The following is a 14669-nucleotide window of genomic DNA, read 5'->3' on the forward strand; positions in this document are numbered from 1 at the left end:
AAATACCAATTCGCTTAATATTGCAGATTGGTATCAGACCATTGCAGCTTTTACGTATACATCAAAGCGGTTCTTTTTAGTTTTGATTTGCATACTCGGGGTTTTGTCATTTAGGAATGGGGCGTAATCAGGGCGCTTCACAACGACTCGCTTACTAGCAAGCGGATAAGCAAATTCTAATAGATCATCGGCATCGCTATCTCCGCCAACAAGCTCTTGGAATACTCGCATTTCTTTTTTAACGAGGGCTGATTTTTCACGATGAGGAAACATAGGATCTAAGTACACAACATCAGGGGTATCACTACACTGCGTCAGTAAATTATGGCTTGAGCCAAACACTAGGCTCATGTTTTCTTTCATCCAAGAGCCGATTTCTGCATCGTTATAGGCGCGTTCTAGGCCGTCAAATAATAGTGCAGCTACCACTGGGTGGCGTTCATGCAAAATCACTTTACAGCCTAGAGATGCCAGTACAAAGCCATCGCGGCCAAGGCCTGCGGTGGCATCTAGCACAACTGGCGTGGCACCTTTGTTTAACCCTACAGCCTTAGCTATTGCCTGCCCTTTACCACCACCAAACTTGCGTCGATGAGCTGCAGCACCAGTTACAAAATCAACATGAATAGCACCAAGCTTAGGCTCGTCCTTTTTCTTCAAGCTCAAGCCTTGATCGTCATAATGAAGCGAAAATCCCGCATTTTGCTCAGCCCACTTAGCCAAACCAAAACGTTGCTCAATCGCATCTAAATAAGGACGCATTTCTTTAAAAGGACAATGAATTACCACGCAAAACTCCGAGCTATATTATTCGGCGCCAGTATAGCATGGCTTAAAATAGCTCGATATCCGTTTGTGAAGTCACATCTTCGGTCTCACTCGGCTCAGCCATTTTTTGTAAGCTAGCTAAAAGTTCACTACGCGATTCGATAATATGCTTTAGCTGAAACTTTATAAACGATAAGTCTTCATTGAGTGAGGTAAATATCAGCTGGGTTTGTTTTAATTGCTGCAAGTGAAATGCGACTTCGTCGCTGCCCGATAAACCACTTTGCTCAATAGACTTGTTTAGCTCATCAAGTTGGGCGGCAAATTTCTCGACAGCATGTTCGCGCGAATCACTGTTTTGGTACATTTGATCAGATAGCTCATTAAACGAGTTACCAATTTGCTGCGCCTGAGTCAGTGCCCGCTCATTGTTTTCCATGTCTTGTACTTTGGCGTTAGTCACTTCAAGAATATGCGGGAATAAATCTTTATAACGACCATAAAGCTGGGCATCATCTAGCGGCATGTTTTTAACCAGCATCGACACTTTTGGGTAATTAATAATTGTGCGGTGGCTAAAATCAACAAAACGATTTGCATCACGGTGTTTTTCGAGTAGCTCTTGCTCAAGTGGACACACCCCGCCCTCAGCACTACAAAATATGCCTACATCTTGATACCAAAACGCCAGTACGACATCGAGCTCCATCGGATTAAAAAACTCAAACATATGCTCAGATAACGCTTTGATATCGTGTGCATGATAGCTTTGCCCAACGTAGCGCATTATACGACCCATATCGCCTGAATCTGTCATCGCGATTTCGGCAGTGATTTGCGCTCGCTCTACATCACTTTTAAGCTTTTTAGAGTGCTGACGATATTGATATAACACGCGAATACGTGCCATGAGTTCTTCAGCATTAAATGGTTTTACAATGTAGTCAGCAGCACCTGCGTTATAACCTTTTACACGGTCTGGTAGGTCAGCTTTACCCGATAAAAACATCACAGGCGTGTCTTTTGTTTGCGGGTTTGCTTTTAATTCGTTACATACCTCAAAGCCCGTTTTACCCGGCATTTCGATATCAAGTAAAATGATGTCAGGGTTGTACTTTAACGCCTGTCTTAATCCTTCGTCGCCATTTTTAGCATGGATCAGTGTGCAAAAGCCTGATAGCGATTCCTCAATCACATGATGGATATATTTATCATCATCAATGGCTAATACAAGTTTTGACATGCTTAATTCCTATAAACTCTTTTTTAAGAAGGATAGTACGAGAGCGTGATTTTGCGAAGAAATATTAATAAAAAAAGCGCCTTACGGCGCTTTAGATCAACAAACTTTATTATGCAGCAATGCCGCTGTGTCTAAGTAGTGCATCAACTTGTGGTTCGCGTCCACGGAACTTTTTAAATAGCTCCATTGGCTCTTCACTGCCCCCTTTTTCTAAAATGTTCTTTAAGAAAGCTTCGCCCGTGGCTGGGTTAAAGATGCCTTCTTCTTCAAATTTAGAAAACGCATCGGCCGAAAGTACTTCAGCCCACTTGTAAGAGTAATAACCTGCGCTGTAACCGCCCGCAAAAATGTGGCTAAAGCCATGCTGAAAGCGGTTAAATGCAGGCGCTTTAACAACGGCCGTTTTACTGCGTACATCATCAAGAGTTGCTTGAATGTTACATGGCTCACCCGCTTTGTAAGTATGGTGAATAGTAAAATCAAACAACGAGAACTCAAGCTGACGCAGCATTTGCATACCTGATTGGAAGTTCTTCGCAGCTAGGAGTTTATCTAATAACTCTTTTGGTAACGGCTCATCTGTTTCGTAATGACCCGAAATAAAGCTCAGCGCTTCTTCTTCGTAGCACCAGTTTTCAAGGAACTGGCTTGGTAACTCAACCGCATCCCATGCAACACCGTTAATACCTGCAACTGGCGCAGCATCAACTTGTGTCAACATATGGTGAATACCATGACCAAACTCATGGAATAAGGTAGTCACTTCGTTATGCGTAAACAAAGCAGGCTTATCACCCACAGCTTTATTAAAGTTACACACTAAGTACGCAACGGGGGTTTGTAATTCGCCGTTAGCACGTACTTTACGACCCATGCAGTCATCCATCCACGCGCCGCCACGCTTGCGATCACGGGCGTATAAATCTAGATAAAAACGGCCACGTAAAGTATTGCTACTATCGTAAATTTCGAAAAAACGTACATCAGGGTGGTAAGTATCAAACTCTGTGACTTCTTTTACGCTAATACCAAATAAACGATTTACAGTAGTGAATAAGCCACTTAAAACTTTATTGGCAGGAAAATATGGGCGCAGTACTTCATCAGAAATAGCATACTTCTCTTGCTTAAGTTTTTCGCCATAATAAGCGTAATCCCATGCAGCAAGTTCAGTCACACCGTGCTTGTCTTTTGCGTAGGCAGTTAGCTCAGCAAGCTCTTGCTCAGCTTGTGGTTTAGACTTAGCTGCTAAATCTTCTAAGAATGAGAAAACTTGCTCTGGCGTTTCTGCCATTTTAGTCGCCAATGACATATCAGCGTAGCTGTTAAAGCCTAGTAACTCGGCAAGTTCATGACGAAGGGCAAGCTCTTCGCTCATAATGGCAGAGTTATCAAACTCACCGGCATTAGGGCCTTGATCAGAGGCACGCGTCACAAACGCAGTGTAAAACTCTTCACGTAACTCGCGGTTATCAGCATAAGTCATGATTGGTAAGTAAGATGGAAAATCTAACGTAAATACCCAGCCATCTAGCTCTTTGCTTTTAGCTGTATCAGCACCAAGGGCTAACGCTGACTCTGGTAAACCAGCCAGTTCGCTTTCATCTGTAATGTGCTTTTGCCAAGCGAGTGTGGCATCCATTACATTATTACCAAACTTAGAGGCCAGCTCAGATAAACGCGCACTGATTTCGCCATAACGCTTTTGTTGCTCAGGCTTTAAAGCAATACCTGAAAGCTCAAAATCGCGCAGTGCATTAGTAATGGTTTTTTGCTGGGCAATCGTCAGTGTTTTAAATTCGTCACTGTTGTGAAGCTCGTTGTAAGCATCGTATAAACCTTGATGCTGACCAACAAACGTTGAATACTCAGATAACAACGGCAAACATTGCTCATAGGCTTCACGTAGCTCGTCGTTATTAACGACAGAATTCATATGTGATACCGGTGAAAATAAGCGTGATAACTTGTCATCAGCTTCTTCAAGCGGAAGCACCAAATCATTCCATGTGTATGATTTAGTTGCCAGTACCTCATCTATTTTGGTACGACACTCAGCAATCGCTGCTTTTAATGCTGGCACTACGTGTGCTGGTTTAATTTTAGAAAACGGCGGAAGCCCTTCTAAACCAATGAGTGGGTTATTTTCTGCAATTGTCATTTTCGTTCTCAAATTTTATGCGAAGATGATTTTGAAGTTGGGGCGAATTGATGAAATACAAGGGGCTTAACCTTGGTCTTTATTATGCTATTATCAACTTATTACTAAATCGATTAATTAATAAAGAATTATCTATTTTTGAGGACAAACTATGGCTCAGCATTTTGATTACATTGCAATTGGTGGTGGTAGTGGCGGTATTGCCTCTGCAAACCGTGCAGCAATGCGTGGCGCAAAAGTCGCTCTTATTGAAGCAAAACACATGGGTGGCACCTGTGTAAACGTGGGTTGTGTTCCAAAGAAAGTTATGTGGCACGGCGCACAAATTGCTGAAGCAATTAACGCATATGCACCTGACTACGGCTTTGATGTTGAATTAAAAAGCTTTAGCTGGGCTAAATTAGTTGAAAGCCGCGAAGCGTATATTGGCCGTATTCACCAAGGTTACAACAAGTATTTATCTAGCAATGGTGTAACTGTAATCAATGGCTTTGCTAAGTTTGTTGATAACAAAACAGTTGAAGTAAACGGTGAGCTATACACGGCAGACCATATCCTTGTTGCTGTTGGTGGTCGCCCTACTATTCCTAACATCCCAGGCGCTGAGCTTGGTATTGATTCAAATGGCTTCTTTGAGCTAGACGCACAGCCTAAGCGTGTTGCTGTGGTTGGTGCTGGTTACATTGCCGTTGAAATCGCAGGTGTACTTCATAGCCTGGGTACAGAAACACACCTGTTTGTTCGTAAAAACAAACCACTACGTACTTTTGACCCATACATTGTTGATACGCTTGTCGATATTATGGCTAAAGAAGGCCCGACTCTTCACACTGAGTGCACACCAAAAGAAGTAGTTAAAGAAAGCGATGGTAGCTTAACAATTCATTTTGAAAATGGTCACAGCCAAAACGTTGATGAAGTTATTTGGGCAATTGGCCGTACACCTACAACTGACAAGATCAATCTTGCAGCGGCAGGTGTTGAAGTAACTGAAGGTGGTTACGTTAAAGTCGACGAATTCCAAAATACGACAGCTGAAAACGTATACGCAGTTGGCGATATCATCGAAAACGGTATTGAACTTACGCCAGTAGCCGTTAAAGCGGGTCGTACTCTATCAGAGCGTTTATTCAATAAAGAATTGCCTGATGATTTAAAAATGGATTACGAGCTAGTACCTACAGTGGTATTCAGCCATCCACCAATTGGCACAATTGGTTTAACAGAGCAGCAAGCGATTGATCAATACGGCAGCGATAACGTTAAAGTATATAAATCAAGCTTTGCAGCAATGTACACAGCGGTTACTCAGCACCGCCAAGCATGTAACATGATGCTAGTGTGTGCAGGCGAAGACGAAAAAGTTGTTGGTTTACACGGCATTGGTTTTACCGTTGATGAAATGATCCAAGGTTTTGCCGTTGCAATGAAGATGGGCGCAACCAAAGCAGACTTTGATGCTGTTGTGGCAATTCACCCGACTGGATCTGAAGAATTTGTAACGATGAGATAAATCGCGTTGCGAGTCAATTTTAAAACCTTGTGGTGCTGCCACAAGGTTTTTTTATGCTTAAAGCTGGCACAAACCTTGTAACTGTTAATAAAGTAACCAGTTATAGCAAGAATTTTTCCTTGTTTACTGTGTAATTAAGCAACTTTTACGCAGTACTCAAGGCATTTTTTACAAGGAGGCACTGTGTCTAAGTCTGCAATTTTATATCGCATGGTGACCGATGAGCATATTTGCCCATTCGGTTTAAAATCAAAAGATTTACTAGAACGTCATGGTTACGATGTTGATGATCGTCACTTAACCAGCCGTGAGCAAACTGACGAATTCAAACAGCAGCATGATGTAAAAACCACACCACAAACCTTTATCAATGATAAACGCATTGGCGGTTACGATGATTTGCGCGACTTTTTTAATCTGCCCGAGGCTGGCCAACAAGGTACCAGTTACACCCCTGTTTTAGCGATTTTCGCAGTGACCATGCTACTAAGCTGCGGTTTTACTTATGCCAGCGGTGAGGCTTTATTTTCAATGCAGAACCTAATGCTGTTCGTTGCATTATCAATGGCGGTATTAGCGATACAAAAGCTGCAAGACTTATTCAGCTTTTCTAACTCATTTATTACCTACGACTTACTGGCGATGCGTGTCGTGCCCTATGCCTATGTTTACCCATTTATCGAGGCGTATGTAGCGTTAGGTATGGTGGCTAAACTACCCGCCTTAGCTGTTGCACCATTTTCATTATTTATTGGTGGTATAGGTGCGGTATCGGTTATCAAGGCTGTGTATATCGATAAGCGAGAGCTGAAATGCGCCTGTGTTGGTGGCGACAGTAATGTGCCGCTCGGCTTTATCTCACTGAGTGAGAACCTATTTATGATTGCTGCAGGTATATGGATGCTTAGTACTCTTTAGCATTTAACTTGTATGTGTATTAGTGGCTTAATTAAACAATTTAAGCCACTTTAGATTTGATGTTAACCACCGGTACGTAAGTCGCGCTCAAATTCAGTTTCAGTTTTAACCGGGTGACAGGTCGATTTCACCGAACCTTTATTGCTGTCATCGTCATCTGTACTAAAAATGGTATAGCTATAATCAGTTTCGAGTTCACCGCCTAAACACTCATGTTCAGCGTAAACCTCATTTGCAGAGCCATCTTTTACTGCCTGTGATGCACAGCCTGTAAACATTAGAAGCGCTATTAAAATTGTAAAAACTTTCATATCGTTATCCCCAAACTTACTTTTTTATTTTTACTGTAAGAAATAAGTTAACTATAAAGTACCTGTATTGGTACTACTTTTATGTAAGTTTTTGTGTAAGGAGTAGGCAAACTGAAATGAGGCAGGTTAAGAGTTTAACCTGCCATAAGGTAGAACGAGCAAGTGGTTTTAAGCCGTACCACCCACAGTTAGGTTATCAATTTTAAGGCTTGGTTGACCCACACCAACAGGAACGCTTTGGCCATCTTTACCACACACACCAACGCCTTTATCAAGCGCTAAGTCGTTACCTACCATCGAAATTTGCTGCATAACTTCTGGGCCATTACCAATCAGTGTTGCGCCTTTGATAGGTTGTGTGATTTTACCATTTTCAATTAAGTAGGCTTCAGAGGCACTAAATACAAACTTACCCGACGTAATATCCACTTGGCCACCACCGAAGTTAGGAGCAAAGATACCTTTTTTCACCGAGCTGATGATATCGGCTTGGCTGTGCTCGCCACCTAACATATAGGTGTTGGTCATTCGCGGCATAGGTAAGTGAGCATACGATTCGCGGCGCGCATTACCAGTAGGGTTTACACCCATCAAACGGGCATTTAGCTTATCTTGCATGTAGCCTTTTAGAATACCGTTTTCAATAAGCACGTTATACGCAGCTGGTGTCCCTTCATCATCCACGTTCAATGAACCACGGCGATCAGCAATAGTGCCGTCATCCACGACTGTACACAGCTCAGATGCCACCTTTTGACCTACTTTACCGCTAAACGCAGATGCGCCTTTACGGTTAAAGTCACCTTCTAGGCCATGGCCTACCGCTTCGTGTAGTAACACACCCGGCCAACCTGCGCCTAGCACAACTTCCATGCTACCGGCAGGTGCATCGATTGCTTCTAGGTTTACTTTTGCTTGGCGAACAGCCTCTTCAGCGTATTCCATCCAACGCGGTTTGCCATCGACTAACTCTTTAAAATAGCCATAATCTAAACGCGCACCGCCCCCTGCACCACCGCGCTCACGACGGCCGTTCTTCTCAAGTAACACTGAGCAGTTTAAGCGAATAAGCGGGCGAATATCGGTGGCAAAGGTGCCATCACTTGCAGCGATTAATACTTCTTCATAAACCGCCGACATTGAACTGATCACTTGCTCAGCATCCGGTGCTAATTGACGAATATAGTTTTCAAGTTCGCGTAGCAGGCTTACTTTGTCATCGTTGCTCATGCTTTGAATTGGTTGATGCGGCGCATACTGCTTTTTAGCAGCTACATCACTGAACACCTGAATCGTTTTGTTTTCGCCAGCATTGGCAATGCTGCGCGCTGCCGTTGCAGCTTTATTTAACGCTTCAAGGTTAATCGCATCTGAGTATGAAAAACCGGTTTTTTCACCGCTAACAGCACGCACACCCACACCACGTTCAACGTTGTATGAGCCTTCTTTTACTAAACCGTCTTCAAGCACCCAAGATTCGTGGTGGCTTGATTGAAAATACAGGTCGGCATAGTCAACTTGATGTTGATGAATAAAAGCGAGCGTTTTTTCTAATTCTTCTCTCGTAAGTTGGCTGTCATGTAATAAATGCTGTTCAACCGTGTTCATAATAAATGCTCTCTAAATCGTTGCTGAGACTGCACAGGCATGTCTTGGCGAATTGTATTCAAGCGGTTTAAATCAAGCTCATGGCTGATAAACCCGGTACCAGAGGCAAGCTCACTGAGCGTTTCTCCCCATGGTGAAATAATAATGCTGTGGCCATAAGTGTGGCGGCCATTCTCGTGCTCGCCCCACTGTGCTGCGGCAACCACATAACATTGCGTTTCGATTGCACGCGCAGCTAATAAAATATGCCAATGAGCAGCACCGGTGACTGTGGTAAAGGCACTGGGCACTAAAATAAGCTCAGCCCCTTGGCGCTGCATGGCGGTGAATAAGCCACTAAAACGTAGATCATAACATACTGCTAAGCCAATTTTACCAAATGGCGAGTCGACCACCACAATATCGTTGCCTGCTTGCGTCGCATCAGACTCTCGGTAACTGCGCGTAGTGTCGGCAACATCCACATCAAATAAGTGAATTTTATTGTACTGCGCAACCACATCGCCTTGGTTGTTAAATAAAAACGAGGCAGCTAAATACTTACCATTTTGCTGTGAAACAGGCAGGGTTCCAGCAGCTAACCAAATATCATGTTGCTTACATAAATCGGCAAGCTTCGCTTTATATGACTCACTTTGCAGACCTAATTCATAACTTGCTTGGCTTTGCTTACTAAAGATCAAAAAGCTTTCGGGTAAACACACTAGCAATGGCCGAGTTGCAGGTAACTGATTCAATGTCTCTGCTAAAAAAGTGAGGTTTTGCTCAGCATTCATGCTTGAGCACATTTGCACAGCAACAACCTGTGGATGAGGGTTAACCTTCATTGTTATCTAAACTCGCTGAAGATGCGGCATCTTTTAATTTTAGTTGCGTCGACGACTGCGGCTGACTTTGCGCGGCTTGCGGTAACGTCACTTCACGGCTCTTACGATCTACTTCTTCAACGACAGGATCGTTCATACTACCTGTTACTTTAAAGTTGATCTCTGAGATCACCCGCGCCGAGTGAATCACTTTATCGATTGCCAGCGCTGCAAGACCACTTACCGGGTTAACCATCCATGCCACAATCACTGGAATACTCGACGTCACCTGCGGTGCAACCGCTAGGTCATAATCAATTTCAAAGGTGTTTAAGTTTGTATGGCCTTTGATCGTCAAATCGGCAGGCACACCATCAAGCTTGGTATCTTGGGTGTAAGCTATGCCCTTTTCTAGCTGCATGGTGCCTTGCATACTGTTATAGAAAAAGCCTTTCGAGAATACATCTCTAAAATCCAGTTTCAGCTTACGCACTAACGAATCTAAACTCAGTAAAGAGAATACTCGCGCACCACCATCACTTATTTCTGCAAGGTGCCCTTCGCCTAAACGCCAATCTAACTCACCAGCTAAACTTGGTACATCAAAGCTATAAGGTGCGCCTTGCCATGCAAGATCAAACTTAATATTGGCATCTGAATCTTTTACTGTGGTGGTAATATCAAACTCATCAAATAACTCGCCAATATCGTCACTTTGTAAGTTACCACTAAAGCGTGTTTGCCCATCAGCAAACTGTCCTTTACCACGTAATACGTGGTCGCCTTTGTCGATGACCAGCTCTGTAAATAAGAGTTTATCATTCTCCCCAACTAGGCTGCTTTTAATTTTATCAAGCTGATACTCAGCCACTTTACAATCTTCACAGTTAAACTCGATGGCTGGGACTCGGGTTAACCAGCTTAAATCTTCTGGTTCTGAGTCTTGCTCTGTTTGCTCAGTGGCTTCGTTAAAATTAATACGCAGGTAGTCAGTAAAAATTTGAATTGGTCTGCGCGTTTCACTGGTTGGAATAAGCGCGTCGGTACGTAATTCTTTGGCATTTAGCTTTAGCTCTAAATCTGATTGCTTTGGTGCTAAGCGAAATTCAAAATCATTAAAGTCGATATTGTGTAGTGCCAGTTTATTAAATTTACCCGTTACGTTATTGAAAGCAGGCATCACACTTGGCGCATCAGACTTAACTTTGGTAAGCGCAATAATTTGGTCAATCAAGCCAAACCAAGGCACTATTTCGGTTTCTGGTAAATCGATAGATACCGCAAAACCTTCACGATTAAGTCCTAAATCTTGCGCACCTAAAATTAAATGGACGTTACTAAATTTCTTTTCACCGTTATCTAAAATCGCATTAAAGAATAACTGCTCATCAACATTCGCAGTGATCAAGTTAGAAATACGGTCGCCCTGCACCACTGCGGTTAATGGCCATTTCTGCTCTGCGCTTTTGTTATAAGGTGCAGGCAGCTGGCTAGTCACACCGACTAAATTACCACTCACATCGGCGCGGTAATTAAAGTCATTCGGTAAAAAGTTAAGCGACACATTAATATCAACATCACTTTGACCGCTTAAGTAACCGGCTAGTAAACCATGAGCTTGTTCAATTAAAGGCTCAGCTTCAAGGCCCAGCTTTACCGCAATTTCGGCACGATAAGTATCAGCCACATTTTCACTGTTGTAATTGGCTGTAAGTGGCATGCCCATCCAATCTGCTTTGGCATTTTTTAAGTCGATTTTATCGTTATTAAACTTAACAATACCGGTCATGTGATCAAGCGTGATCCCTGGTTGTGCAAGGTAAACTGGAATATTAGCTAACTCAACTTCACCAATCGCATCAACATGACCCGAACGTAAATTAACTAACAGCTCAACCTCGGCCGTTGCTTCACCTTGCGGTTGCACAACTTCAAAAACACTCGCCAAAGGCTTAGCAAGCGGAGTGGCCGTAAAGAACGGGTTAAGCTTATCGCCATGGGCACGTTTATTAATGGCAACTTTTAGGATTTCTGCATTCATTAAATCAGCAATACTGACATGAACACTCTCCCCTAGAGAGAGGTTAACCAGCTTGCCCGACTTGCTATAGATATCCATGCGCTCATTTTCGAAATGTAAAATGACGTTGGCATCTTCAACTTCTGGCCAGCTTGGTGAAAACTTATATTTAGCGTTTTCAACATTCGCTAACACTTCAAATTGACCTTGCTGCTCTTTAAACGGGAAACCTTTAAATGGCCCTGAGAACAGCACTTGAGCTTTATTGACTTCACCGCCCTTAATTGCGCCATTAAGGTAATTAACCAGCTTTTCGCTCATTACAGGTAACGGGAAATAATGCCCAGCGACATTGGCATCAGGGGCATAGGCTTCAGCATATAAATCTAACCGCGGTTCATCGGTCAGGCTGAGCATCATCTCTGCAGCCACAGTCACTTCGTCGTTATCAAGCCAGATATTATCGCTACTAATACGCCAGCCATCATCGTAATGGTGAAGGTCTAGTTCTACATTTAATTGGTTATAGGCAATATCTTGGCTAAAGCTGCCGTTCGTTAGCAGTTGATTGTTCTCGCCATATAGCTGAATTCGCCCAGCTGATTGATTAATTAAGCCATCAACACGAATCGCCTGACCGCCAGGAATGCCCTGCAGCGACAGCCAATTGATTTGTTCGCCCTGAAACCAAAGTTGCCAGTTATCTTGCTGACCCAACTCAAGATAGGCATCACTTAACTGACCATTGGGTTGACGGGCTAAAAATGGGGCAAGTACTTCAAAGTTACTTAACTGCGATAACTTTGCCAGTAATGCAAAATCAAATTGCTTTAACCAAATTTGGCTTTTATCGCCAAGTTGAGCTTCAAACTGTAAGGTTGGCCATTGTTTTAAGTCGCTTTCAAAGGTGAGCCCGGTGCTTTTTAAGCGCCAGCCATTTTGCTTAGGAAATAAATGAAAACCACCTTCACTTAAACTAATTTGGTGCGCTTCTTGGTTTTGTTGCCAATTGATAAAGCTCGGTAGCCACTGCACTTTTACATCGCTGATCAGGCCTTTTTCAAGACTAAACCAGGTTTGTAAATTGATGTCTGAGGTAAGCTGCTGCTTGTCGGTATTAATATATTGTGCCAGCCACTTAGACACATCGACGTTCGCCGCTTGCACATAGATATCGCCAGCCATGGTTTCAAGGGTCGACCCATTCAGCGCCATTCGAGCATCAAAGCTACCAACAGAGATTCCCGGTAACGCTAATGTGCCTGAGCCTTGATGTTGCTCTGGGGTATTTTGCCAGACAATATTTTCGAGGATCAGCTTGCGCTCTTTACCATCATTGAGGGTAAAATTAAGGCTACTGTCTTGCACCGCAAAGTGACCAGTTTCACCAAGGAATAAGCCTTCAATTAGCTCTTTTTGCTCAAAGTTGCTGGTTTGCTGGTTATTCCCCAAATCAAGCATAGTGGGTAAATCAACATCAGCATGAAAACCATTGATCACAAAGTAGTTAGATTTAAGCTGACGGGTTTTTACTGACTCCCATAAGTTAACTTCAAGGCTCGCTTTATCAATGGTGAGGGCTATCGGTGAGGTTTGGTTATCTTCAAAGGAAATATCTTCGATGACTAAGGCTGGACCTTGGCCATGCCAACTGGCTGAGATTGAGCCAATTGCTAAATTTACATCAAAGCGTTCATACAAAAACGCTTCAATGTCATCTTTATAATCATTTGCGTATGGCAGTGAATACTTTACCACAGAGACAATAACGGCCAGCAGTACGAGAGTAATAGCAAATACTTGCCATAACTTACGTAAACAATAAAAGCAGACCGTTTTTGCCTTCATTACATCATTACCACATCGAATTGTTCTTGGTTATATAAACTCTCTGTTTGAATACTGACTTGCTTACCGATAAATAGTTCCAGCTCAGCAAGGTTGTGATACTCATCGTTGATCAATGCTTCGCTTACCGAAGGAGCTGCGTAAACCATAAACTTATCAGCTGCATAAGCACGGTTTACCCTAACGATTTCACGCAAGATTTCGTAGCAAACCGTTTCTACTGTTTTTTGCGAGCCGCGCCCTGAACACGCAGGACACACATCACAAAGAATGTGCTCTAAGCTTTCGCGGGTCCGTTTGCGGGTCATCTCTACTAAGCCTAGTGCAGATAAACCGTTTATGTTGGCTTTTGCACGATCTTTTGCAAGTGCAGACTCAAGTGAATGTAATACTCGACGTTTGTGCTCATCACTAACCATATCGATAAAGTCGATGATAATAATGCCGCCTAAATTACGTAAACGTAGCTGACGAGCAATTGCTGAGGTTGCTTCGATATTAGTATTAAAAATGGTCTCTTCGAGGTTACGATGGCCAACAAACGCACCGGTATTTACATCAACGGTTGTCATCGCTTCGGTTTGGTCGATAATTAAATAACCACCCGATTTAAGCTCAACTTTACGATGTAGCGCTTTTTGGATCTCGGTTTCAACATCGAATAAATCGAAAATAGGTCGCTCACCCGGGTAGTACTCTAATGCTCCCGATAACAGCGGCACAAATTCTTCAGTAAATTCTTTAAGCTCTTGATAGGTTAATTTTGAGTCAACACGAATACGCTCCATGTCTTCACCTACGTAGTCACGTAGAGTACGAAACGCCAGTGTTAAGTCTTCATGCAAGATGCTTTCTTTGCTGGTTTTTTTCCGCTTAGTGACGATTTTTTGCCACAGTTTTTTTAAGAATTCCGCATCGTGACGTAGCTCAGCTTCCGACGCCCCTTCTGCTGCGGTACGAACAATAAAGCTGCCGTCATCATCACCATATTCGGCAACAATTTTCTTTAAACGCGAACGTTCTTCTTCGGTTTCAATGCGCTGGCTTACACCTACGTGTGTTGCATCTGGCATAAACACTAAATAACGAGAAGGAATAGTGATATCGGTTGTTAAGCGCGCGCCCTTGGTTCCTAGCGGGTCTTTAACCACTTGCACCATGATATGTTGACCTTGGCGCACAAGCTCACGAATATCTTGTACTTTTTTGATTGGCTGTTCATCAACGCCTTCTACAATTGAGGCACTGTTTACAATGTCTGATGCATGTAAAAAGGCGGCTTTCTCTAAGCCAATATCGACAAACGCAGCCTGCATACCCGGTAGTACGCGGCTGATTTTACCTAGGTAAATGTTTCCCACGATCCCAAGGTTGCCAATACGCTCTAGTTGGATTTCTTGCAGTACGCCATTTTCGATAAGCGCAACGCGACTTTCGCTCGGTGTAACGTTGATCAGTAATTCGGTGCTCATG

At 43.1% G+C, this 14669-nt stretch carries 10 protein-coding genes; 2 read left to right on the forward strand and 8 right to left on the reverse strand.

The annotated features are described in order from the left end of the window. Positions 1-33: 33 nt before the first annotated feature. From AUR67_RS01380 to prlC, 3 genes are all read right to left on the reverse strand, one after another. On the reverse strand, positions 34-789 hold the full coding sequence (locus AUR67_RS01380; protein ID WP_058583819.1) for a class I SAM-dependent methyltransferase: 756 nt from the start codon (positions 787-789) through the stop codon (positions 34-36). Between the two features lie 43 nt (positions 790-832). Next, on the reverse strand, positions 833-2011 hold the full coding sequence (locus tag AUR67_RS01385) for a two-component system response regulator (protein WP_058583820.1): 1179 nt from the start codon (positions 2009-2011) through the stop codon (positions 833-835). 109 nt (positions 2012-2120) lie between these two features. Further along, positions 2121-4172: an oligopeptidase A gene (gene prlC / locus AUR67_RS01390; RefSeq protein ID WP_058583821.1), complete on the reverse strand. Its 2052-nt coding sequence runs from the start codon at positions 4170-4172 to the stop codon at positions 2121-2123. A 151-nt stretch (positions 4173-4323) separates the two neighbouring features. Between prlC and gorA the strand changes: the two genes are divergently transcribed. Further along, the gene (gorA, locus tag AUR67_RS01395) at positions 4324-5685 is read left to right on the forward strand and encodes a glutathione-disulfide reductase (protein WP_054563362.1); all 1362 of its coding nucleotides are present in this window, start codon (positions 4324-4326) and stop codon (positions 5683-5685) included. A gap of 183 nt (positions 5686-5868) precedes the next feature. Next, positions 5869-6603, forward strand: a complete 735-nt coding sequence (locus tag AUR67_RS01400; RefSeq protein WP_058583822.1) for a MauE/DoxX family redox-associated membrane protein — start codon at positions 5869-5871, stop codon at positions 6601-6603. A 62-nt stretch (positions 6604-6665) separates the two neighbouring features. On the opposite strand, the gene AUR67_RS01405 is transcribed toward AUR67_RS01400, so the two are convergent. The 5 genes from AUR67_RS01405 to rng form a co-directional block, all read right to left on the reverse strand. Further along, positions 6666-6914, reverse strand: a complete 249-nt coding sequence (locus tag AUR67_RS01405) for a hypothetical protein (RefSeq protein ID WP_058583823.1) — start codon at positions 6912-6914, stop codon at positions 6666-6668. A gap of 168 nt (positions 6915-7082) precedes the next feature. After that, positions 7083-8522, reverse strand: a complete 1440-nt coding sequence (tldD, locus tag AUR67_RS01410; protein WP_058583824.1) for a metalloprotease TldD — start codon at positions 8520-8522, stop codon at positions 7083-7085. After that, positions 8519-9349, reverse strand: a complete 831-nt coding sequence (locus tag AUR67_RS01415; protein WP_058583825.1) for a carbon-nitrogen hydrolase family protein — start codon at positions 9347-9349, stop codon at positions 8519-8521. Before AUR67_RS01415 ends, tldD begins: the two co-directional genes overlap by 4 nt. After that, the gene (locus tag AUR67_RS01420) at positions 9339-13196 is read right to left on the reverse strand and encodes a YhdP family protein (RefSeq protein ID WP_058583826.1); all 3858 of its coding nucleotides are present in this window, start codon (positions 13194-13196) and stop codon (positions 9339-9341) included. The genes AUR67_RS01415 and AUR67_RS01420 overlap by 11 nt, the downstream gene beginning before the upstream one ends. Continuing rightward, complete coding sequence (gene rng, locus AUR67_RS01425; protein ID WP_054563357.1) at positions 13196-14668, reverse strand: ribonuclease G; 1473 nt, start codon at positions 14666-14668, stop codon at positions 13196-13198. Before rng ends, AUR67_RS01420 begins: the two co-directional genes overlap by 1 nt. Between the last annotated feature and the right edge of the window lies 1 nt (position 14669).

This window comes from Pseudoalteromonas sp. XI10 (assembly GCF_001469895.1).
Lineage (GTDB): Bacteria > Pseudomonadota > Gammaproteobacteria > Enterobacterales > Alteromonadaceae > Pseudoalteromonas.